This is a genomic window from Ruegeria sp. BJ5 (genome assembly GCF_056537865.1).
Window position 1 is genome coordinate 605270 of the sequence record NZ_JBQFSH010000003.1, and the last position, 21095, is coordinate 626364.

General features: G+C 63.2%; 18 protein-coding genes. 10 read left to right on the plus strand and 8 right to left on the minus strand.

Annotated features, from left to right (window positions below; all coding sequences use genetic code 11):
• The first annotated feature begins 103 nt into the window (after window positions 1-103).
• A complete protein-coding gene (locus tag ACR0NY_RS13660) occupies window positions 104-625 on the plus strand; it encodes a glutathione peroxidase (RefSeq protein ID WP_170363901.1) in 522 nt (173 codons plus the stop codon).
• Here the strand turns inward: ACR0NY_RS13660 and ACR0NY_RS13665 are convergent.
• Window positions 601-1488 carry a DMT family transporter gene (locus tag ACR0NY_RS13665; protein ID WP_170368948.1) on the minus strand — a complete coding sequence of 296 codons (888 nt, stop codon included), beginning with the start codon at window positions 1486-1488 and terminating at the stop codon, window positions 601-603. The two genes, ACR0NY_RS13660 and ACR0NY_RS13665, sit on opposite strands and share 25 nt — an antisense overlap.
• A 184-nt stretch (window positions 1489-1672) precedes the next feature.
• On the opposite strand from ACR0NY_RS13665, the gene ACR0NY_RS13670 reads away from it, so the two are divergent.
• Window positions 1673-2869: a BCCT family transporter gene (locus ACR0NY_RS13670; protein WP_170369239.1), complete on the plus strand. Its 1197-nt coding sequence runs from the start codon at window positions 1673-1675 to the stop codon at window positions 2867-2869.
• A gap of 108 nt (window positions 2870-2977) precedes the next feature.
• Here ACR0NY_RS13670 and ACR0NY_RS13675 read toward each other — a convergent pair whose 3' ends face one another.
• The 3 genes from ACR0NY_RS13675 to ade form a co-directional block, all read right to left on the minus strand.
• Window positions 2978-3265: an HU family DNA-binding protein gene (locus ACR0NY_RS13675; RefSeq protein WP_170340577.1), complete on the minus strand. Its 288-nt coding sequence runs from the start codon at window positions 3263-3265 to the stop codon at window positions 2978-2980.
• Between the two features lie 130 nt (window positions 3266-3395).
• On the minus strand, window positions 3396-4859 hold the full coding sequence (locus tag ACR0NY_RS13680; RefSeq protein WP_170340576.1) for an AMP nucleosidase: 1464 nt from the start codon (window positions 4857-4859) through the stop codon (window positions 3396-3398).
• A complete protein-coding gene (ade, locus tag ACR0NY_RS13685) occupies window positions 4856-6658 on the minus strand; it encodes an adenine deaminase (protein ID WP_170368947.1) in 1803 nt (600 codons plus the stop codon). Before ade ends, ACR0NY_RS13680 begins: the two co-directional genes overlap by 4 nt.
• A 127-nt stretch (window positions 6659-6785) precedes the next feature.
• Between ade and ACR0NY_RS13690 the strand changes: the two genes are divergently transcribed.
• The gene (locus ACR0NY_RS13690) at window positions 6786-7211 is read left to right on the plus strand and encodes a VOC family protein (protein ID WP_170341441.1); all 426 of its coding nucleotides are present in this window, start codon (window positions 6786-6788) and stop codon (window positions 7209-7211) included.
• 3 nt (window positions 7212-7214) lie between these two features.
• Here ACR0NY_RS13690 and ACR0NY_RS13695 read toward each other — a convergent pair whose 3' ends face one another.
• A complete protein-coding gene (locus tag ACR0NY_RS13695; protein ID WP_170340572.1) occupies window positions 7215-8093 on the minus strand; it encodes a LysR family transcriptional regulator in 879 nt (292 codons plus the stop codon).
• Window positions 8094-8213: 120 nt separating this feature from the next.
• On the opposite strand from ACR0NY_RS13695, the gene ACR0NY_RS13700 reads away from it, so the two are divergent.
• Window positions 8214-8969, plus strand: coding sequence for a class II aldolase and adducin N-terminal domain-containing protein (locus tag ACR0NY_RS13700; RefSeq protein WP_170368946.1), 756 nt, complete (start codon window positions 8214-8216; stop codon window positions 8967-8969).
• 11 nt (window positions 8970-8980) lie between these two features.
• Window positions 8981-9970, plus strand: coding sequence for a sterol desaturase family protein (locus tag ACR0NY_RS13705; RefSeq protein WP_170368945.1), 990 nt, complete (start codon window positions 8981-8983; stop codon window positions 9968-9970).
• On the opposite strand, the gene ACR0NY_RS13710 is transcribed toward ACR0NY_RS13705, so the two are convergent.
• Window positions 9967-10914 carry a GlxA family transcriptional regulator gene (locus tag ACR0NY_RS13710; RefSeq protein ID WP_170368944.1) on the minus strand — a complete coding sequence of 316 codons (948 nt, stop codon included), beginning with the start codon at window positions 10912-10914 and terminating at the stop codon, window positions 9967-9969. The genes ACR0NY_RS13705 and ACR0NY_RS13710 overlap by 4 nt on opposite strands.
• A 78-nt stretch (window positions 10915-10992) precedes the next feature.
• Here ACR0NY_RS13710 and ACR0NY_RS13715 point away from each other — a divergent pair, with 78 nt between their 5' ends.
• From ACR0NY_RS13715 to ACR0NY_RS13725, 3 genes are read left to right on the plus strand one after another with little or no spacing between them, the layout of a single operon-like run.
• The gene (locus tag ACR0NY_RS13715; RefSeq protein ID WP_170368943.1) at window positions 10993-12153 is read left to right on the plus strand and encodes an acyl-CoA dehydrogenase family protein; all 1161 of its coding nucleotides are present in this window, start codon (window positions 10993-10995) and stop codon (window positions 12151-12153) included.
• 2 nt (window positions 12154-12155) lie between these two features.
• Window positions 12156-14213, plus strand: coding sequence for an acetate--CoA ligase family protein (locus ACR0NY_RS13720; RefSeq protein WP_170368942.1), 2058 nt, complete (start codon window positions 12156-12158; stop codon window positions 14211-14213).
• Window positions 14214-14215: 2 nt separating this feature from the next.
• Window positions 14216-14995: a carnitinyl-CoA dehydratase gene (locus ACR0NY_RS13725; protein WP_437342586.1), complete on the plus strand. Its 780-nt coding sequence runs from the start codon at window positions 14216-14218 to the stop codon at window positions 14993-14995.
• A 6-nt stretch (window positions 14996-15001) separates the two neighbouring features.
• Here the strand turns inward: ACR0NY_RS13725 and ACR0NY_RS13730 are convergent, their stop codons facing one another.
• Window positions 15002-15682 carry a class I SAM-dependent methyltransferase gene (locus ACR0NY_RS13730; protein WP_170368940.1) on the minus strand — a complete coding sequence of 227 codons (681 nt, stop codon included), beginning with the start codon at window positions 15680-15682 and terminating at the stop codon, window positions 15002-15004.
• 42 nt (window positions 15683-15724) lie between these two features.
• Between ACR0NY_RS13730 and ACR0NY_RS13735 the strand changes: the two genes are divergently transcribed.
• Window positions 15725-16585, plus strand: a complete 861-nt coding sequence (locus ACR0NY_RS13735; protein ID WP_170368939.1) for an SDR family oxidoreductase — start codon at window positions 15725-15727, stop codon at window positions 16583-16585.
• On the opposite strand, the gene ACR0NY_RS13740 is transcribed toward ACR0NY_RS13735, so the two are convergent.
• The gene (locus ACR0NY_RS13740; protein WP_170368938.1) at window positions 16586-18205 is read right to left on the minus strand and encodes a GMC family oxidoreductase; all 1620 of its coding nucleotides are present in this window, start codon (window positions 18203-18205) and stop codon (window positions 16586-16588) included.
• Between the two features lie 304 nt (window positions 18206-18509).
• On the opposite strand from ACR0NY_RS13740, the gene katG reads away from it, so the two are divergent.
• Window positions 18510-20717, plus strand: coding sequence for a catalase/peroxidase HPI (gene katG / locus ACR0NY_RS13745; protein ID WP_170368937.1), 2208 nt, complete (start codon window positions 18510-18512; stop codon window positions 20715-20717).
• The last annotated feature ends 378 nt before the right edge of the window (window positions 20718-21095 follow it).

Genomic DNA, 21095 nt, shown 5'->3' on the forward strand with positions numbered 1-21095 from the left:
CGCCGCGACAAAAGCAAAGCCCTGTTTCACCCGGCTCGCGCGATCGTGCGGGTGATCTGCCGCCGTGCTTCGAGCGTATCATTACCAAAGAGGAGGTCACGCCATGTTCAGAATGTTGCTGTTGTCTGCCTTGTTGTTGATCGGTCGAACGGTGCAGGCCGCGCCCGTGTCCGGAGAGTTCCCGTCGATCGATGGCGGCACGCTGTCGCTGTCGGACTGGCGTGGCCAGCCGGTTCTGGTGGTCAACACGGCCTCGCAATGTGGGTTTACCGGGCAGTATTCCGGGCTGCAAAAGCTGCAGGACACCTATGGACCCGAAGGTTTGGTGGTTCTGGCGGTCCCGTCGGACTCCTTCAACCAGGAATTGGAAACCGCCAGCGAGGTCAAGGAGTTCTGTGAGCTGAACTATGACCTGACCCTGCCCATGACCGACATCACCCCCGTGACCGGCCCGCAGGCCCACCCGTTCTACAAGGCGGTCGCGGCCGAAACCGGGTTTGTGCCGGGCTGGAATTTCAACAAGATCCTGCTGAGTCCCGATGGCGAGGTCGTGGCGACCTTTGGGTCGACGACCCGGCCGGACTCTCGCAAGCTGCGCAGTCAGGTCGAGGCGCTGCTGCGCTGAACCGGCTGGCGTGACAACTGCACGGCCAGAATGCCCAGCGTGGTGACCGCAACGCCGACGGCATCCATTGCGCCCAACCGCTCACCCAGCAGAATCGCGGCGATCGTGACCCCAAACACCGGGTTGAGGAAATGGAAGGTCGCCGCGCGGATCGGCCCGATCCGGTTGAGCAGCAGGAACCAGATCAGAGTGGCCAGCAGGCCGGGGAACAGGGTCGTGTAGGTGAAGGCCAACGCCAGCGGCCAGGTTGGACGGACATAGATCGTCTCGAACAACGGGGCGGCGATGAACAGAACCGCCGACCCGACGAACATCTGCAAACCGACGACCATCATGAAATTCCCGCCCGAGGTCGCGCCGCGCACGGCCAGCGTGGCGAAGGTCAGCGCCAGCGCGCCCAACCCGCAGAGAGCAACTCCAAACAGGTCGATCCCGGCGCTGATCCGGCTGCTCATGATCAAGGCCACGCCGGCGAACCCGGCCAGCAGACCCAGAACACCCAGCGGGCGTAACCGTTCCCCGAACAGCAGCCAACCGGCCAGCGCCACCAAGAGCGGCATGGTCGAGGCGATGATCGCCGCGACCGAGGCCTCGACCGTTTGCATTGCATAGAAATTCAGACCCAAATACAGGGCATTCTGGCAGATTCCGAACAGGATGGTCGCGTACCATTGCGACCGCGTCAGGCGCCAGCTCTGGCCCATGGCCCGGGCGATTGCGACACCCAGGATGCCGGAAATCAGGAAGCGAACCGCCAGTGAAAACAGCGGCGAGGCATCCGCGACGATGATCCGCGCCGACGTGAAGGCCGACGACCAGATGAAGGCAAAGGCCAGCCCCATGGCGATGGCGCGCAGATCCATGACCGCTCCTGTTTGAACGTGCGGCGACTGTTTCCGATTTTCCCGCAGGCCACAAGCGCCCGAGCGTCAAAAAAGACACATGGTGCACGCAAGTTTTCCCTAGATGTCGGTTTTATTGATTGACTAGCCAATTAAAGATATCCGCTCGGTGATCTGACATCTAAAGGGAGGTTTGTCGGTGCTACTGGAATACATCCTGTCATTCGGGGTCCTGCTTGCTCTTGGGCTGGTAGCGTTCTTCGTCGTGAAATGGTGGAACCTGCGGTGCGTGGGCGTAACACCTGTTCATCTGTTCACTTTCATCGCGATCCTGTTCACATCCGGCCTGGATGTCGGGCTGATCATGTTCCCGCTGACCGAATTCGGCGGCTATGCCGAAGATCCAGCCTATGCCTTCGCAAACCCGCTGGCGATTGAGTTCGGGTTCTGGGGTTTTCTGATCTGGGCCTTCTATTTCCTGACGGCCTTCTATTTCTGCGTCATCGAACCCCGAGTGCAGTTCTTTGAAATCCCGGTGGTCAAGCTGATCAACAATGTGGTGATCATCGGGACCTGCGCTTTCACCGCCAGCCTGTTCCTGATCTACCTGCCCGGATACCTGCCCGAAGTTGGTGATGGCGAGTCCGTAGTGACCACGTTTTACATCATCGTGTTTGTCGTCATTCTGGCCGCGGCCTATTCCTCGACTGACCTGAAATACGTGCGGATTCTTTCTGTCGGCTCGACGTTTCTGTTCCTGGCACTGATCCTTGGCATGTGGGCCGCGGCCGGTATGGGCCTTGCGGGTTTCGTGGAAACCAGCAGCAATATCGGGGCGTATTTCGCCAATATCCACAAGTTCGTACTGCCTCTGACCGACTATCACGCCTTCTACCTGTTCTGGTGGTTTGCCTGGTCGATCATGATCGGTCAGTTCACCTCGCGCTTTGTCGGAGGGCTGACCACCTGGCAATTGCTGGCGGCGCTGCTGATCTTTCCGTCGATCCCCTTGGCGATCTGGTTCAGCGTGCTTTACTACTATCACCTGAACGGCATCAGCACCGCAGGCATCACCAACATCGCGATGGTGATCGTCGGCGTGACGTTCGTGATCAACTCACTGGACTCGCTGATCAGGCTCTATACCGACAACCTGAACATGACGGTCGAACGCTTCGGCAAGACGGCCTATGTTGCCGGCAATGTGGTGCTTCTGTTTGTGCTGACGCTTCTGTTCCAGAGCCAGTGGCTGCAGATTCAGTGGATTGGCGCCGTGGTGGTTGGCCTCTACCTCGCCTGCGTGGTCTATATCCTGATCGCCAAGCGCAAAGAGGTGATGAGCATCGACTCGATGCCCGAAGATCGGGACTTGGATTTCCACAAGGTCGAGACTGTTCACTGAGCTCGACCCACGAGAACACCGGGTCTGGTCCAACGGACCCGGTAAACAAATACCAAAGAAAAAGGGCCGCGAAATCGCGGCCCTTGATCGTTTTGCCTAAGGCGCGGATCAGCTGTTGACGCTGTCCTTCAGGGCCTTGGCGATGGTCATCTTCACAACCTTGTCGGCTTCTTTGGTGAAGGTCTCACCAGTGGCCGGGTTGCGCACCTGACGCTCGGGGCGCTCGCGGCAGTAGATCTTGCCGACGCCCGGCAGGGTCACAGCGCCTCCGGCCGAAACTTCGCGGGTGATCAGGCCAGTGATCGCCTCCAGCGCCGCGTTCGCGGATTTCTTGTCGGTTCCCATTTCCTCAGCGAGAGCAGCAACCAGCTGAGTCTTCGTCATAGGCTTTGCCATTTCTTGGTCTCCTTAACGTGCCCGATCTATTGGGCCTCACCGCGTAACTGTAACGGGATATTGTGGGCGAACACAACGAATAGTAGCACCGAAACCCCAAAAAATATGGGGATTTCGTTGCTTTTTTGCGTCAGAGGAAGGCCGTTTCGTCGAACGAGCGCAATTTCCGGCTGTGCAAACGTTCCAGCGGCATGCCTCGCAGGTGTTCCATCGCGCGGATTCCGATCGCCAGATGGCGGCTGACCTGGGTTGTATAGAACTCGGACGCCATGCCGGGCAACTTCAATTCTCCATGCAGGGGCTTGTCGGATACGCACAGCAAAGTGCCGTAGGGAACGCGGAAGCGATAGCCGTTTGCGGCGATCGTGGCGCTTTCCATGTCCAGCGCGATCGCGCGCGACTGGCTCAACCGTTGCACCGGGCCGGATTGGTCGCGCAGTTCCCAGTTTCGGTTGTCGACCGAAGCCACCGTGCCGGTGCGCATGATCCGCTTCAGCTCATAGCCTTCCAGCTCGGTCACTTCGGCCACGGCGCGTTCCAGCGCGACCTGAACTTCGGCCAGCGGCGGGATCGGGACCCAGACGGGCAGATCGTCGTCCAGCACCTTGTCTTCGCGCAGATAGGCATGGGCCAGCACGAAATCCCCCAGAGCCTGCGTGTTGCGCAGCCCCGCACAGTGGCCGACCATCAGCCAGGCGTGTGGTCGCAGCACCGCGATGTGATCGGTGGCGGTTTTGGCGTTGGATGGGCCGACGCCGATATTGACCAGCGTGATCCCCGACCCGTCGGCGCGTTTCAGGTGATAGGTCGGCATTTGCGGCAGTTTCAGCGGCTGTTCCAGCGGCGCGTCGGGGTCGGTGATCTCGACATTCCCGGTCGAGACGAAACTGGTATAGCCGCTGTTCGGGTCGGCCAGTTGCGCGCGGGCGTAGTTCTCGAATTCCGAGACATAGAACTGGTAGTTGGTGAACAGAACGTGGTTCTGGAAATGGTCCGGATCGGTGGCGGTATAGTGGGCTAGCCGGGCCAGCGAATAGTCGATGCGCTGCGCGGTGAACAAGGCCAGCGGGCCGACGCCATCCTGCGGTTCGTGCACACCGTTGACGATGTCGTCATTGGTGGTGGTCAGGTCGGGCACGTCGAACACGTCGCGCAGGGTGAACCCGGCCGCACCCTGATGCGGCACCACCAGATCGGGGTTGCCGGCCACGGCGAAATGCACCGGCATCGGTGTGGTCGAAGGGCCGATGGTCACCGGCTGGTTGTGGTTCTTGATCAGCAGCGCGATCTGCTGCGTGAGGTAGGACCGGAACAGATCCGGCCGGGTCACGGTAGTGGCATGAACCCCCGGCTCGGACACGTGACCAAAGCTCAGGCGGCTGTCCACATGCGCGTAAGACGCCGTACGGATACGGATTTCCGGGTAATAGGCTCTGTACCGGACCTTGGGCGCGCCGCTTTCCATCGCCTCGGCAAAGCTTTCGCACAGAAAGGCGGTGGCCTCGTTATACAGCTCTTCCAGCCGGGCAACGGCTGCGGCGGCATCGGTGAAAATCTCGGGGTCCCGTGGGTCGGGAGTTGTTATTTTTGTCATGCGAGGGGTTCCAGAAGGTCAATTTTTTCGAATGTTCGGACATCCACCAGTCCCAGATCGGATATCCGCAGTTCGGGGATGACGACAAGGGCCAGCAGCGAGTGCTGCATATAGGCGTTGTTCAACTGACAGCCGCAGGCCTGCATCGCCTCGACCATTTTCTGCGCCTTGGCCGCGACGTCCGCGGCAGGGCTGTCGGACATCAGGCCCGCAATGGGCAGTTCGACCAGCGCCAGCTCTTCGCCATCACGGAAGATGGTGATGCCGCCGCCCACTTCGGCCAGACGATTGGCGGCCAGCGCCATTTGCTCGCGGTCGGTGCCGACCACGATCATGTGGTGGCTGTCATGCGCCACGGTCGAGGCCATGGCCATTCGGCCCTGATAGCCAAAGCCCGACACGAATGCGTTGGTGACGCCGCCCGTGCCCCGGTGCCGTTCGACCAGCGCGATCTGGCAGACGTCACCTTCGCCCTCGACCAGCCCGCCGATGATCGGCAGCTCGGCCTTCAGCGCCTGGGTAGGGGCCTGGTTCTCGACCACGCCGATCACGTTGGCGCAAACGCGGTTGGCGCCGTTTGGCGCGGGGATCTCGAAATCGGCGGCGGTCATGGCATGGCCCAGATGCACCGTGTTGCGTGCCCGGTCGGGCCAGTCGTAATGCGGGCAATCCACCGTGATCGCGCCATTTTCGGCCACCACCTGTCCGCGCGCTACGACCATCTCGATCGGCAGTTCAGTCAGGTTCGAACTGAGGATCACGTCCGCCCGGCGGCCCGGCGTGATCGAGCCGATCTCGCGCTCAAGCCCGAAATGGGTGGCGGTGTTGATCGTGGCCATCTGCAGGGCGATCAGCGGGTCGCAGCCACAGGCGATGGCATGGCTCACGACGCGGTTCATGTGACCCTCGTTCACCAGCGTGCCCGAGTGGCAGTCATCGGTGCACAGGATGAAGTTGCGCGGGTCCAGCCCCTTTTCGGTGACGGCGGTGATCTGGCTTTCCACGTCATACCAGGCCGAGCCCAGCCGCATCATCGACCGCATCCCCTGCCGCACGCGGGCAATGGCGTCGGCCTCGCAGGTGCCTTCGTGGTCATCCGCCGGGCCGCCGGCGACATAGGCTGCAAAATCAGGCCCTAAATCAGGGGATGCATAGTGTCCGCCCACCGTCTTGCCCGCGCGCTGGGTGGCGGCGATCTCAGCCAGCATCTTGGGGTCGGCGTTGATCACACCGGGAAAGTTCATCATCTCGCCCAGCCCGATGATGCCGGGCCAGGTCATCGCCTCGGCCACGTCTTCGGCGGTGATCTCATAGCCGGTGGTTTCCAGCCCCGGCGCCGAGGGCGCGCAGGACGGCATCTGGGTGAAGATGTTGACTGGCTGCATAAGCGCCTCGTCATGCATCATCCGCACGCCGTCCAGCCCCAGTACGTTGGCGATCTCATGCGGGTCGGTGAACATCGACGTGGTGCCATGCGGGATCACCGCGCGGGCGAATTCGGCCGGGGTCAGCATGCCGGATTCGATGTGCATATGCGCGTCGCACAGGCCGGGGATCATGTAGCGGCCCTTGGCTTCGATGATCTGCGTGTCGGGGCCGATGCAATGGCCAGCGTCGGGGCCGACATAGGCGATGCGACCTTCGGCGATGGCGATGGAGTGATCGGGCAGCGCCTCGCGGCTGTGCACGTTGATCCAGATCCCGCCGCGAATGACCATGTCGGCGGCTTCGCGGCCGGCGGCAACGGCGATCAGGCGGGGGGCGACGTCGGGCCAGGATGGGAAGGGTGCGTATTCCATGGCACAACTTTCCCGAATGCATCGGAAGGTGCAACCCCTGCCGTGCCACCTTCATGAAACCGTCATCCGACCGATTGCGGGGCAGCAAATGCTTGATCCGCGCCGCGATGCGGGGTCTGGTAGGGACATGGATTACGAAACCATGGATGCCGACAGTTTCGGCCGCAGCCTGCGCGGGATCGGGCTGAACCTGCTGGTGCGCGATGTCCCGGCGGAATGCGCATTTTTAGAGACTGTTTTTGGCCTGAAATCCCATCAGGTGACGGCGGATTTCGCCATCGTCACCTATGGCGCTCAGGTGTTTCAGTTGCATTCGGACGGCACCTATCATTCCAACCCGCTGCTGGGGCTGGTTCCCGAAACGCCCCCACGCGGTGGCGGGATCGAGATCCACCTGTACGACACCGACCCGGACGAGGCGGCGGAGCGCGCCAGGTCCGCTGGTGCAGTCGTCCTGCAGGAGCCGACCGACAAGCCCCATGGCCTGCGCGAGACCTATATCCTGTGCGAGAACGGCTATGCCTGGGTCGCCAGCCGCCCCAAGGACGGTTGAAAGTCAGGCGCGGTGTTGCTCGGCCGCGATTTCCGCCCTGATCCACTCGGCAAAGGCCACGGCACCCGGGGTCTCCTCGGCCTGGGGCGACAGCAGCAGGTAATAGGCCTCGGGCATCGGTGCGCGATGCTCGAACGGCGCGATTAGGCGGCCATCGTCCAGAAGGCGTCTGGCGATCGTGTCATGGGCCAGACACAGCCCGCCTCCGGCCATCGCGACGGACAGGCCGACCATATAGGTCGTGGCATAGGTAATCGGCGGATTCTCCCAGTTTAGACCCTGATCTTCGGCCCAACTGGCCCAGTTCGACAGCAGGTTTGAGCAATCGTAGAGCGGTTGCCGCTGAAGGGTCTCCAGCGTGACCGGGAAACCGGGGGCGCAGACCGGGTAATAGTGATCGCTGCGCAAAAGCTCGGTTCGGACCGTGTCGGCCGGGCGCAGGGAATAACGGATTTCCACCGCCGCGCCTTCGGCCATCTCGCGCGGCTCCCACAACTCGGTGAAGATGTTCAGGCGGACATCGGGGTGCAGCACGCGGAAGGCGGGCAGGCGGGGGGCCAGCCAGTTCACCGAGAAGGTGATGTTGCACTGCACCTGAACGGTATTTTCCTGCTGCCCGGTCACGGCCTGGGTGCCACGCACCAGCGTCCGGAACGCCTCGCGTACGACGGGCAGATAGGTGATTCCGGCCTCGGTCAGCCCCAATGCGCGGGGGCGCCGGTGAAACAGAGGTTGGCCCAGATAGCCTTCGAGCGATTTGATCTGCTGGCTGACGGCGCTTTGCGTCATGTTCAGATCACGCGCTGCGCCGGTGAACGACAGGTGGCGGGCCGCGGCCTCGAACGTGCGCAGCCAACCGAGGGGGGGGAGCGGGTTTCTCATCGCATAACCCTGCCATAAGCTGGGCTTATGCCAAAGCGGCGATTTTTTCGTTGGTCAATTGCGCCCCGGCCCGGCACGGTTTTCACCAGCCACCTGTCCAAGCCGAATGGAGCCCCCCGGATGAGCGTCACCAGTCTGAAACGGAATATCGACCATTGGCAGGAGCGCGTGGACATTGCCGCCGCCTTCCGCTGGACCGAGCGGTTGAACATGCACGAAGCGGTCGCCAATCACTTCAGCCTTGCCGTGAACGAGGATGGCACGCAGTTCCTGATGAACCCGAACCAGATGCATTTCGCGCGCATCCGTGCCTCGGACCTGCTGCTGCTTGATGCCAACGATCCCGACACAATGAGCAAGCCCGGCGCACCGGACCCCACCGCATGGGGTCTGCATGGCTCGATTCACCGCAAATGCCCCAATGCGCGTTGCGTGATGCATGTGCATTCGATCTTTGCCACCGTCCTGGCCTCGCTGGCCGACAGCAACTTGCCGCCGATCGACCAGAACACTGCGACCTTTTTCAACCGCTATGTCATTGATGACGAATTCGGCGGTTTGGCCTTTGAAAGCGAGGGTGAGCGTTGCGCTGGAATGCTGCAGGACCCGAAAAAGAAGGTCATGATCATGGGCAACCACGGGGTGCTGGTGATCGGCAGCGATGCGGCCGATGCCTTTAATAGACTCTATTATTTCGAGCGCGCCGCCGAGACCTATATCCGCGCCCTTCAGACGGGCCTGCCATTGCGGGTGCTGTCGGATGAAATCGCGGAAAAGACCGCGCAGGAACTGGACGACTATCCCGATCAGGCCGCTGCGCATCTGCGCGAGATCAAGGCCGTTCTGGACTCCGAAGGCTCGGACTACGCCACCTAGAGGGTTTTGTCATGACCGATGCATCGCATGATCCCGAAGCCGCCCGTTGGCACTATCGGCCGTCTGACCCTGTGGCGTTGAACCCTTTGTTCAGCTGGCCGCCCAGACCGATGGCGGTTGTGAAATGGTACGGCGGTGCATGGTTGCAGATCACCGCGCTGACCCTGTGCCTGGTGCTGGCGCTGGCGGCTTATGTGTTGTTCCTGCCGCCGCTCGATGCGATGCAAAGCTTTGCGCCGGGCTGGATGTTCCGCGTCTGGCTGCTGAACATGGTGCCTCAGATCCTTGTTGCGGGCGGGCTGCACTGGTGGCTGTACATGCGCAAGGGGCAGGGTATGTACAAAAAGTTCGATCGCCGCGACCTGACCCGCGACAACGGAACCTTCACCTTCCGCAATCAGGTCTGGGACAACATCTGGTGGACGCTGGGCAGCGCCATGACGGTGGCGACCGTCTATCAATGGGTGATCTACTGGGCAATGGCCAACGGGTATGCGCCAACAGTCACTTGGACCAGCGCGCCGGTCTGGTGCGTGGTCTGGATGCTGTTCATCCCGATGTGGTCGGGTCTGCATTTCTATTGGGTGCACCGGCTGGAGCATCATCCGAAACTGTACAAGCATGTGCACGCGGTACATCACCGCAACGTCAATGTTGGGCCGTGGTCGGGCATCTCGAACCACTGGTACGAGAACCTGCTGTACTTCACGACCTATTTCATCCACCTGATCGTGCCCTCAAACCCGCTGCACCTGCTGTTCCATGTCTATTTCCAGCAGATCAGCCCGGTCCTGTCCCATTCGGGGTTCGAGAAGCTGAAAGCGGGGGATACGGACGCCGCGCGGGCCGGCGATTTCTTTCACCAGCTGCACCACCGGTATTTCGAGTGCAACTACGGCACGTCCGAGATCCCGTTCGACAAGTGGTTCGGCACCTACCACGACGGGTCGGCCGAGGCGACGACGCGGACGCGGGCCTACAAGAAACAGATGTATACCTAGCCGGACCGGCTGCGCAGGGCTCGTGGACTGAGACCGAACTCGGCCCGAAAGGCGCGGGTCAGCGCGCTGGGGTCTTCATAGCCCGCGCGCAGAGCGATTTCGGCGATACTCAGGTCGGTTTCCGCGGCCAGCTTGCGCGCAAGGTTCAGACGCATCCGACGATAGACCTTAGCCGGCCCGGCCCCCAAGTCCGCCCGCATCCGGGATTCCAGTGCTTTTTGCGACCGTCCCACGCGCCGGGCGATCTCGGGGATCGGCAGAGGGGTCTCGAGATTTTCCTGCATCAGTGCCAGCGCCTTGTTGACATGCGAACTGGCCGAGCCTGCGCCGCCGGAATGTGACCGGGCGGAGTCGCGCGTCATGAACAGCTGCGCGACTTCCAGTGCCAGCGCCTGACCGTGATCCTGCCCGATCAGGTGCATCACCAGATCAAAGGCGGCCATGGCGCCCGAGCAGGTGATGCGGTCACCGTCGATGACATAGCGCTCGCGGCAGGTCTCGACTTCGGGGAATCGCTCGGTGAACGCGGTCAGTTCCTCCCAATGGATCGTGGCGCGGTGGCCGTTCAGCAATCCGGCCTGGGCCAGCAGCCAACTGCCGGTGTCCAGCCCGGCGAGGGTTCGAAAGCGCCGCGTCGCCGCACGCAACCCCGCCTGGGTGCGCCAACCACCATGTGCCTGAAACCCGTAGGAGGGCATCACCAGCAGCATATCCCCATCCGCATCCGTAAGCGCCGCATGGGGCGCCACCTGCAACCCTGAGGATGACGTGACCGGCCTCGGATCAAGTGACAGGAATTGCCAGTCATACAGTCGCTGACCCGACAACGTGTTGGCCGCGCGCAGCGGCTCGACCGTGTTGGCCAGGCAATGGTTCGAGAACCCGTCGAACAGCAGCACCCCGAATCGCTGCGGTGCGGCGGGTGATTTGGTCCATTTCTGCATGATTGAAGTCTAGTTCTGCATTATTGTGGCGGCAAGCCGCGTCAGGATTATCGCACGCCCAGAAACCGGAGACCCGCGATGCAATATGGCCTGACCGACGAGCAGGAGATGATCGTCTCGACCGTCCGCAGCTTTGTGCAAAAAGAGATCTATCCCCATGAAGAGCTGGTCGAACGCACCGGCGAGGTGCCGAAAGGGATCGCCGACGAGATCAAGCGCAAGACGATCGAGCTGGGATTCTATGCCTGCAATTTCCCCGAAAGCGTGGGCTGCGCCGGGTTGAACCACCTGGAATTCGCGCTGGTCGAGCGCGAGTTGGGGCGCGGGTCGATTGCGCTGAACCATTTCTTCGGGCGGCCACAGAACATCCTGATGGCCTGTCAGGGGGATCAGATCGAACGCTATCTGATGCCCGCCGTGCGCGGCGAGAAGATGGATGCGCTGGCGATGACCGAACCGGGCGCGGGTTCGGATGTGCGGGGCATGAAATGTTCCGCCGTTCGTGACGGCGGCGATTGGGTGGTGAACGGCACCAAGCATTTCATCTCGGGCGCGGAACATGCCGATTTCATCATCGTCTTCATCGCCACGGGCGAGGATCAGACGCCGAAAGGCCCCAAGAAGCGCATCACCGCCTTTCTGGTCGATCGCGGCACGCCGGGCTTCACCATCCGCGACGGCTACAAGTCGGTCAGCCATCGCGGCTACAAGAACATGGTGCTGGAATTCGACGACTGCCGCCTGCCCGATGCGCAGGTGCTGGGCGAGGTCGATGGCGGGTTCGAGGTGATGAACACCTGGCTGTATGCCACTCGCATCACCGTGGCGGCCATGTGCGTGGGCCGCGCCCGCCGGGCCTTCGACTATGCGCTGGACTATGCCGCCACCCGCGAACAGTTTGGCCAGAAGATCGGCAAGTTTCAGGGCGTCAGCTTTCAGATCGCCGACATGATCACCGAGATCGACGCCGCCGACCTGCTGACCCTGGCCGCCGCCGACCGGCTGGACAAGGGCCTGCCCGCCAATCGCGAGATCGCCTCGGCCAAGCTCTATGCCTCGGAAATGCTGGCGCGGGTGACCGATGCGGCGATCCAGGTGCATGGCGGAATGGGTCTGATGGATGACTATCCGCTGGAACGCTTCTGGCGCGATGCCCGGGTCGAGCGAATCTGGGACGGCACCAGCGAGATCCAGCGCCACATCATCAGCCGCGACCTGCTGCGCGCGTTGGGGGCGTGAACATGACGCCGGGCCTCAGCGGCGCGGCGGGTGCGCTCGCGCCGGGAAAGCTCGCCGCGCTGAGGCGGATGCTGGGGTTCCGCTCGCTGGCGGTGATTGGCGGGGGCGCATGGTGCGCCGAGGTCATCCGCCAGGTGCGAAAACTAGGGTTCACCGGCCCTGTCTGGCCGGTGCATCCCAAGGCCGACGAGGTGGCGGGCGAGCGCGTCTTTGCCAGGGTCGAAGACCTGCCCCAAGCGCCCGACGCGGCCTTTGTCGGCATCAATCGCCGCGCCACCATCGAGGCGGTCGAGGCTCTGTCCCGCATCGGCGCGGGCGGCGCGGTGTGTTTCGCCTCGGGCTTTACCGAAGCGCTGGCCGAGGACGCCGACGGGGCCGATCTGCAGGCGCAGCTTGTGGCTGCAGCGGGGGACATGCCGATCCTCGGTCCCAACTGTTACGGCTTCGTCAACGGGTTGGACCGGGTGGCGATCTGGCCCGACCAGCACGGGATGCGCCCGGTGGACCGGGGCGTCGCGATACTGACGCAAAGCTCGAACATCGCCATCAACATGACCATGCAGCGCCGGGCGCTGCCGCTGGCCTTTATGCTGACCTGCGGGAATCAGGCGCAGACCCATCAGGCCGAAATCGCCATGGCGCTGCTGGAGGATGACCGGATCACCGCCATCGGCCTGCATGTCGAGGGCTTCGGCGACCTACGCAAATGGGAAGCGCTGGCGGCCAAGGCGCGTGACCGGGGCGTACCGATCGTGGCCCTCAAGGTGGGGCGGTCAGCACAGGCGCAGGCGGCGACCATTTCGCACACCGCCTCGCTGGCGGGGGGCGATGCCGGGGCGCAGGCGTTTCTGGACCGGCTGGGAATCGCGCGGCTGAACGACGTGCCCGAGTTTCTGGAAACACTGAAACTGTTGCATGTCACCGGGCCGCTGGACGGGACAGGAGTGGCGACGATCAGCTGTTCCGGTGGTGAGGCCAGCTTGGCCGCCGACATGGCCGAAGGATCCGGCCTGCACTTTCCGCCGCTTGCCGCAGAGCAGGTTTCGGGCCTGCGCGCGGCGCTGGGGCCGATGGTGGCGCTGGCCAATCCACTGGACTACCACACCTATATCTGGCGCGACGCTGACGCGATGGCACGGGCGTGGTCGGCGATGACGGGGCCGCATGTGGCGATGACGATCTCGATCGTCGATTACCCTCACACCGATGCCACCGATTGGGACTGCGCCACCCGTGCGGCGTTGACCTGCGCGCGCGAAACCGGTCGCCCCATTGCCGTGGCCGCGACCTTGCCGGAACTGATGCCCGAAGACGTGGCCGAGCGGTTGATGGCGGGCGGTGTTGTGCCCTTTGCCGGGCTGCGTGAGGCGCTGGCGGCGACACGCGCTGCAGCACGCCCGCATCCCGAACCGCAGGAGCCGGTTTTGCTGCCCGCCGCCAATGCGGCCACAACCATACTTACCGAGGCCCAGGCCAAGGCCGAACTGGCCGCTTGCGGCGTGCCGGTTCCCCGCTCGGTCGTCGCGCGGGCGGATCGGGCGGAAAAGGCGGTGGACGGTCTGAGCGGGTCCTTTGCGGTGAAAGGCGTTGGCCTGGCGCACAAATCCGAACATGGCGCGGTGCGGCTGGGCGTTTCTGGACAAGATCTGCCCGAGGTCGCGAGATCAATCGGCACCGATGAGGTTCTGATCGAGGAAATGGCCCCGGCCGGGATTGTCGAGCTGTTGATCGGCGTCACCCGCGACCCGGCGCATGGCTATGTGCTGACCCTTGGGGCGGGTGGGGTTCTGACCGAGATCCTGCGCGACTCGACCTCGATCCTGATCCCGTCCACGCCGTCTGCGGTCCGCGACGCGCTGGGCAAGCTGGCCTGTGCGCCCGTGTTGAGCGGATATCGGGGCAAGCCCGGCGTGGATATCGATGCGGTCGTGCGGGTGGCCATGGCGGTGCAGAACTACGTCATTGCCAACGCGGCGGTCGTGGACGAAGTTGAAATCAACCCTCTCATCTGCGCGGCCGACAGTGTGGTCGCCGTTGATGCCCTGATCCGAAAGGCATGACCATGAACCCGATCAAAACCTACCGCGATGGTGCAATCCTTCAGGTCACGTTGGACCGGCCCAAGGCGAACGCGATCGACTTGGCGACCAGCCGGGTGATGGGCGAGGTCTTCCGCGACTTTCGCGATGACCCCGACCTGCGGGTGGCGATCCTGACGGGGGGCGGCGAGAAGTTCTTCTGCCCAGGCTGGGACCTGAAGGCCGCAGCCGCAGGCGATGCGGTGGACGGCGATTACGGCGTTGGCGGTTTCGGCGGCCTGCAGGAGTTGCGCGACATGAACAAGCCGGTGATTGCCGCCGTGAACGGGATTGCCTGCGGCGGCGGGCTGGAGCTAGCCCTGAGCGCCGACATGATTCTGGCCGCCGATCACGCCACTTTTGCCCTGCCGGAAATCCGCTCGGGCACGGTGGCGGACGCGGCCAGCGTCAAGCTTCCCAAGCGCATCCCCTATCACATTGCGATGGAACTGCTGCTGACCGGCCGCTGGTTCGACGCCGAAGAGGCGCATCGCTGGGGGCTAGTCAACGAGATCGTCCCGGCTGACCAGTTGATGGACCGGGCATGGGAGCTGGCGCGCCTGCTGGCAAGCGGCCCGCCGCTGGTCTATGCCGCGATCAAGGAGATCGTGCGCGAGGCCGAAGATTCCAAGTTCCAGGACATCATGAACCGTATTACCAAGCGGCAACTGCGGACGGTCGATGTGCTCTATGGCTCCGAGGACAATCTGGAAGGCGCCCGCGCCTTCGCCGAAAAGCGTGACCCGGTCTGGAAAGGCCGCTGAGGCGGTTCAGGTTTTCTCGAACAGGGCGATCAGCGCGGTGTCGTCCTTGTTGGGGCCGGCCGCCAGATCGCCGTAGATACGAACCGGGGCTAGGGTCAGATGTTCGATCCGGCCCTCGGCCTGCAGCTTGTCGAAGGCGGTTGAGAATCCCAGCGCCTCGAAGTGTTTGGCGTTGATCGACAGGGCGAATTGCGCCCCGGGCCGGGCCGCCCGCAGCAGGGCGGGCAGAACCTCGGGGCCAAGATGGCCGTGGGTGAAAGTGCCCGACGACACGATGCCCGAATAGCTGTCGCGCGGAACGGGGATGCCCTCGTTCAGGTCGGCCTCGATCGCGTCGCGGTAGATGTCCTTGCGCATGGCCTTGTCCAGCATTTCGGCACTGATGTCGGTGGCATCGATCGGCCCCACGCCCAGATCGGCCAGAACCGCGCCGCACAGGCCGGTGCCCGCGCCCACATCCAGCACCGGACCCTGGCCCCCGGCGCCGACAAATGCGCGGGCGGTGTGGATATGCAGCTGGTAATCCTCGCGCGCAGCGAATCCGCGATCGTAATCTCCGGCCCATTCGGCATAGAGCCGTTTGTTGTCTGCCGGAGTTTTCAGCGCATAGGCCGCGTGCAGGCTGGGTTTGTCATCACTCATGACATCATGAAGGCGCAGGCGGGGATTCGAATCAAGTGCGGCCATCCGGCGCTTGCATCCCGCCGGCGGCGCGATCATCAATGGCCCATGACTGGAACGCTTTTTTCATTCGGGCACGGCTATACCGCCCGCGCCCTGTCGCGCCGGCTGGCCGCCAAGGGTTGGCGCATCGTCGGAACCACCCGCGATGCCGCCGAGAAGGACGCCATCCGTGCCGCCGGGGCCAAACCGCTGGTCTGGCCGGGCGAAGCCCCCGATCTGGACGGGGTCACGCATCTGCTGATTTCGACCGCGCCCACGGCCAAGGGAGATCCGGTTCTGGCCGCCCTGCGGGATGAGATCGCCGCGCGCGCCGGGCAGTTTGACTGGGTCGGGTACCTGTCGACCACCGCCGTCTATGGCGACCATCAGGGGGGCTGGGTCGATGAAACCACGCCGGCGACCCCGACGGCCGAGCGCGGGCGCTGGCGGTTGCAAGCCGAGCAGGACTGGGCCGCGATCCCCGGCCTGCCGCTGCACATCTATCGCCTTGCGGGCATCTACGGGCCGGGGCGGGGGCCGTTTTCCAAGCTGAAAAAAGGCGGGCTGCGGCGGATCATCAAGCCGGGGCAGGTGTTTTCGCGCATTCATGTCGAGGACATCGCACAAGTGCTCGAGGCGTCGATGCGCCGTCCCGATCCGGGCGCGATCTACAATGTCTGCGATGACGAACCGGTGCCGCCGCAGGACGTGATCGGCTATGCCGCGCAGCTTCAGGGCCTGCCGCTGCCGCCTGCGGTGGATTTCGACACGGCCGACCTGACGCCGATGGCCCGCAGTTTCTACAACGAGAACAAGCGCGTTCGGAACGACCGGATCAAGACCGATCTGGGCGTGACGTTGAAATACCCCAACTACCGCGTGGGCCTTGAGGCGCTGCACGCGGATCAGACGTTGAAGGGCAGTTGATCAGACCACATCTGCCAGGATCATGTCGGCGGCCTTTTCCGCGATCATGATCGTGGGCGCGTTGGTGTTGCCCGAGACCAGCGTCGGCATGACCGAGGCATCGACCACCCGCAGCCCCTGCAACCCACGCACGCGCAGCTGCGGATCGACCACCGCCATGTCATCCACCCCCATCTTGCAGGTGCCCACGGGGTGATAGATCGTATCGGCCCGCGCGCGGATATGGCGTTCCCAATCCGCGTCGGTCCGGGCGGTGTCGGTGCCGAACATTTCCTTGTGGCGGTATTTGGCGAGGGCCGGAGCCTCGAGGATCTCGCGCGTCATCCGCGCGCCCTTGATCATCGTGTCCAGATCGCGCGGGTCGGACAGATAGGCCGGGTCGATCGCCGGGGCGGCAAAGGGGTCGGCGCTGTGCAGCGAGACGGTGCCGCGGCTTTCGGGGCGCAGTTTGCAGATATGGCAGCTGAACCCATACCCCAGATGCAGTTTGCGCGCGTGGTCGTCCACCAGCGCGATGGTGAAATGCAGCTGGATGTCGGGGCGGTCCCGATCGGGAGAGGTCTTCAGAAAGGCCGCGCCTTCCGCAAAGGGGGTGGCCGCCATCGACACCCCGGTCTTGCGCCACCGCACAAGGTGTTTGATCAGCCCCACCGTACCGGCGGCGCCGATGCCGAAATTGTCGGTGTCCCTTGTCTTGTAGGCCAGGATGAAATCCAGGTGATCCTGCAGGTTCTTGCCCACGCCCGGCAACGCGTGGCGGACGGCGATGCCATGCGGGGTCAGGTCCTCGGGGTCGCCGATGCCTGACAGCTGCAGCAGTTGCGGCGATTTCAGCGCGCCCGAACAGACCAGAACTTCGCGCGCGGCGGTGACGGTGAGGTCGGCGCCCTTGCCGCCCTCGCGATAGATCACGCCCGTGGCGCGGTGGCCGTCAAAGGTGATCTCTCGCGCCTGCGCCCCGGTGATGACCGTCAGGTTGGGCCGGTCCATAACGTCAAGCAGATAGGCCGCGGCGGCCGAGCACCGCTCGCCGTTTTTGGCTGGGTCATGGAACTGGGTGACCTGGTACAGCCCCGCGCCTTCGTTGTCGCCGCGATTAAAATCGTCGGTCACTTTGTGCTGCAACTGGGCGGCGGCCTCGACGAAAGCGCGCGTGATCGGGCGTTCTTCTTTCTGATCGGACACCTGAAGCGGGCCGTCGGTGCCATGGAGATCATCCGCGCCGCGTTCGTTATTCTCGGACCGCTTGAAATAGGGCAGAACGCTGTCCCAGTCCCATCCCTCGCAGCCCAGATCGGCCCAGCCGTCATAATCCTGCCGCTGCCCGCGCACATAGAGCATTGCGTTGATCGCGCTGGACCCGCCCAAGGCGCGGCCGCGCGGCTGATAGCCCTTGCGACCGTTCAACCCCGGTTGCGGCACCGTCTCGAAGGCCCAGTTGTTGATCTTGGGTCGCCCCGGCAGCATGGCGACCACAGCGGCAGGCATCCGCACCAGAATGCTGTTCCCGCCTCCGCCCGCCTCAAGCAGGCAGACCCGCGTGCCCGGATTGGCGCTCAGACGGTTGGCCAGCACACAGCCCGCGGACCCTCCGCCGACGATGACGTAGTCGAATTGCATGGCGATCCTCCCCTGTGGCCCGCGCGGTGTCGCGCGTCACGGCCCGCAGTTTGAAGCACCGGCGGCAAAAGGCAATCTGGGCGTTGGGGAACGCGGCGTCATGTGGATAGGGATCGGTTGGAAAGAACCCGGTTGAGCCATAACCAATACCTATCAAATCAATCCGAAAACAAAATTTTTTCTCATGACTGGGATTTGCTATGACTCTGGGTATTCCGGCGGACTGCGGTCCGCCCCTTTTTGACGTGCCATACGCACGGTTGCCTCGCAAACAGACTGACACCAGCCAGGATCGGAGATTGAGATGGACGGAATCGACAACCCCAACACGGGCAAATGCCCCATCATGCACGGTGCCGGAACCCGATCGAACCGGGACTGGTGGCCCAACCAGCTGAACCTGGCGATACTGCACCAGCACCAACCGGCCGGCAATCCGCTGGGGGCCGAGTTCAACTATGCCGACGCGTTCAAGAAGATCGACTATGACGCGTTGAAACAGGACTTGTATGACCTGATGACGGATTCGCAGGACTGGTGGCCGGCGGATTACGGCCATTATGGCGGTCTGTTCATCCGCATGGCCTGGCACAGCGCCGGCACCTACCGGACGGCTGACGGGCGGGGCGGCGCCTCGACCGGGAACCAGCGGTTCGCGCCGCTCAACAGCTGGCCGGACAACGGCAACCTCGACAAGGCCCGTCGTCTGCTGTGGCCGATCAAGCAGAAATACGGCAACCAGATTTCGTGGGCCGACCTGATAATCCTGGCCGGCAACTGCGCCATCGAATCGATGGGCGGCAAGACCTTCGGCTTTGCCGGCGGCCGGAAAGACATCTGGGCGCCCGAGGAAGACATCTATTGGGGTGCCGAGACCGAATGGCTGGCCCCGACCGAAAACCCGCACAGCCGCTACTCGGGCGAGCGCGATCTGGAAGATCCGCTGGCCGCCGTGCAGATGGGCCTGATCTATGTGAACCCCGAAGGCCCGGACGGAGAGCCGGACGTACTGGCCTCGGGCCGTGACATCCGCGACACCTTTGCCCGGATGGCAATGAACGATGAAGAGACCGTCGCACTGGTTGCCGGTGGCCACACATTCGGCAAGGCGCATGGTGCCGGGGACCCGGCGCTGGTCGGTCCCGAACCCGAGGCCGCGCCGATCGAAGAGATGGGCTTTGGCTGGATCAACAAGTTCGGCACAGGCAAGGGTGACGATACCACGACCAGCGGAATCGAGGGCGCCTGGACCGCGAACCCGATCAAGTGGGACAATGGCTATTTCGACCTTCTGTTCGGCTATGACTGGAACCTGACCAAAAGCCCTGCCGGAGCCTGGATCTGGGAGCCGGTCGGCGTCAAGGAAGAGGACATGGCACCAGCTGCGCATGACCCGTCGAAAAAGGTCAAGACGATGATGACCACCGCCGACATGGCGATGCGCATGGATCCGATCTATGGGCCGATCTCGAAGCGGTTCCACGAAAACCCCGACGAGTTCGCTGACGCCTTCGCTCGCGCGTGGTTCAAGTTGACCCATCGCGATATGGGGCCAAAGGCACGCTACATCGGTCCCGAGGCGCCGGCCGAAGAGCTCATCTGGCAGGACAACGTGCCGGCGGTGGACCATGATCTGATCGATGCCGCGGACGTGGCCGACCTGAAAGCCCGGCTGCTGGCTTGTGGCCTGTCGGTGTCGGAACTGGTCGCGACGGCATGGGCCTCGGCTTCAACCTTCCGCGGCTCGGACAAACGCGGTGGCGCCAACGGTGCCCGCATCCGGCTAGCGCCCCAGAAGGACTGGGACGTCAACGAGCCCGAGAAACTGTCCAAGGCGCTGGACGCTCTTGCGGCGGTGCAAGCCGAGTTCAATGCCGCGCAGTCTGGCAACAAGAAGGTTTCGCTTGCGGATGTAATCGTTCTGGGCGGCGTTGCGGCGATCGAAAAGGCCGCCAAGGCCGCCGGGCACGACATCGATGTTCCCTTTGTGCCCGGCCGCACGGATGCCACGCAGGACCAGACCGATGCTGAATCCTTCGCCCCGCTTGAACCGATCGCGGATGGGTTCCGGAATTACCAGCGCAAGGAGTACAGCGTGTCTCCTGAGGAGTTGCTGGTGGACAAGGCGCAACTGTTGACCCTGTCGGCACCCGAGATGACCGCCCTGGTCGGCGGTATGCGCGTTCTCGGTGCGAATTTCGGTGGTACGGCGCATGGCGTCCTGACAGACCGGGTCGGGGTTCTGAGCAATGACTTCTTTGTCAACCTGCTGGACATGGGCACCGAATGGAAACCGGCGGCAGACGCCAATGGAGTGTATGAAGGCCGGGATCGGGCTTCGGGTGAGGTGAAGTGGACCGGAACCCGGGTGGACCTGGTATTCGGTTCCAACTCACAACTCCGGGCACTGGCCGAGGTTTACGGCCAGAAAGACGCCGACGCCAAATTCGTTGGTGACTTCGTGTCGGCGTGGACCAAGGTGATGAACGCGGACCGCTTCGACCTGACTTGAGGCGGAACAGCTCCAATGATCAGCGCCGTCACGGGAAACCGTGGCGGCGTTTGTCGTGTCCGAGTCCTGGTCTTGCCAAGACGCGCGGCCACGATTCCACCCGCACCGCGCGGAGGGACCCTGAAAAATGGCCGACGCAAACCGCAAAAATGGGGAATATCGTGGGAGTTATTAAGCTAACCTATTGTTTTTATTAACACAGGAAAGATTCCGCCGAGAATTGCGAAGTTTTTTCAAAATGGGGGTTGCAGGTCCCGGACCTAATCCGTAAATACCCCTTCACCGGCGCTGCTGAGGCGGTGTTGGTTGGTCGGATGGACGGCCTGACGGACTGGAAAGACGGTTGAGACGCCTGGGAGAGACCGGGGGCATCTTGAG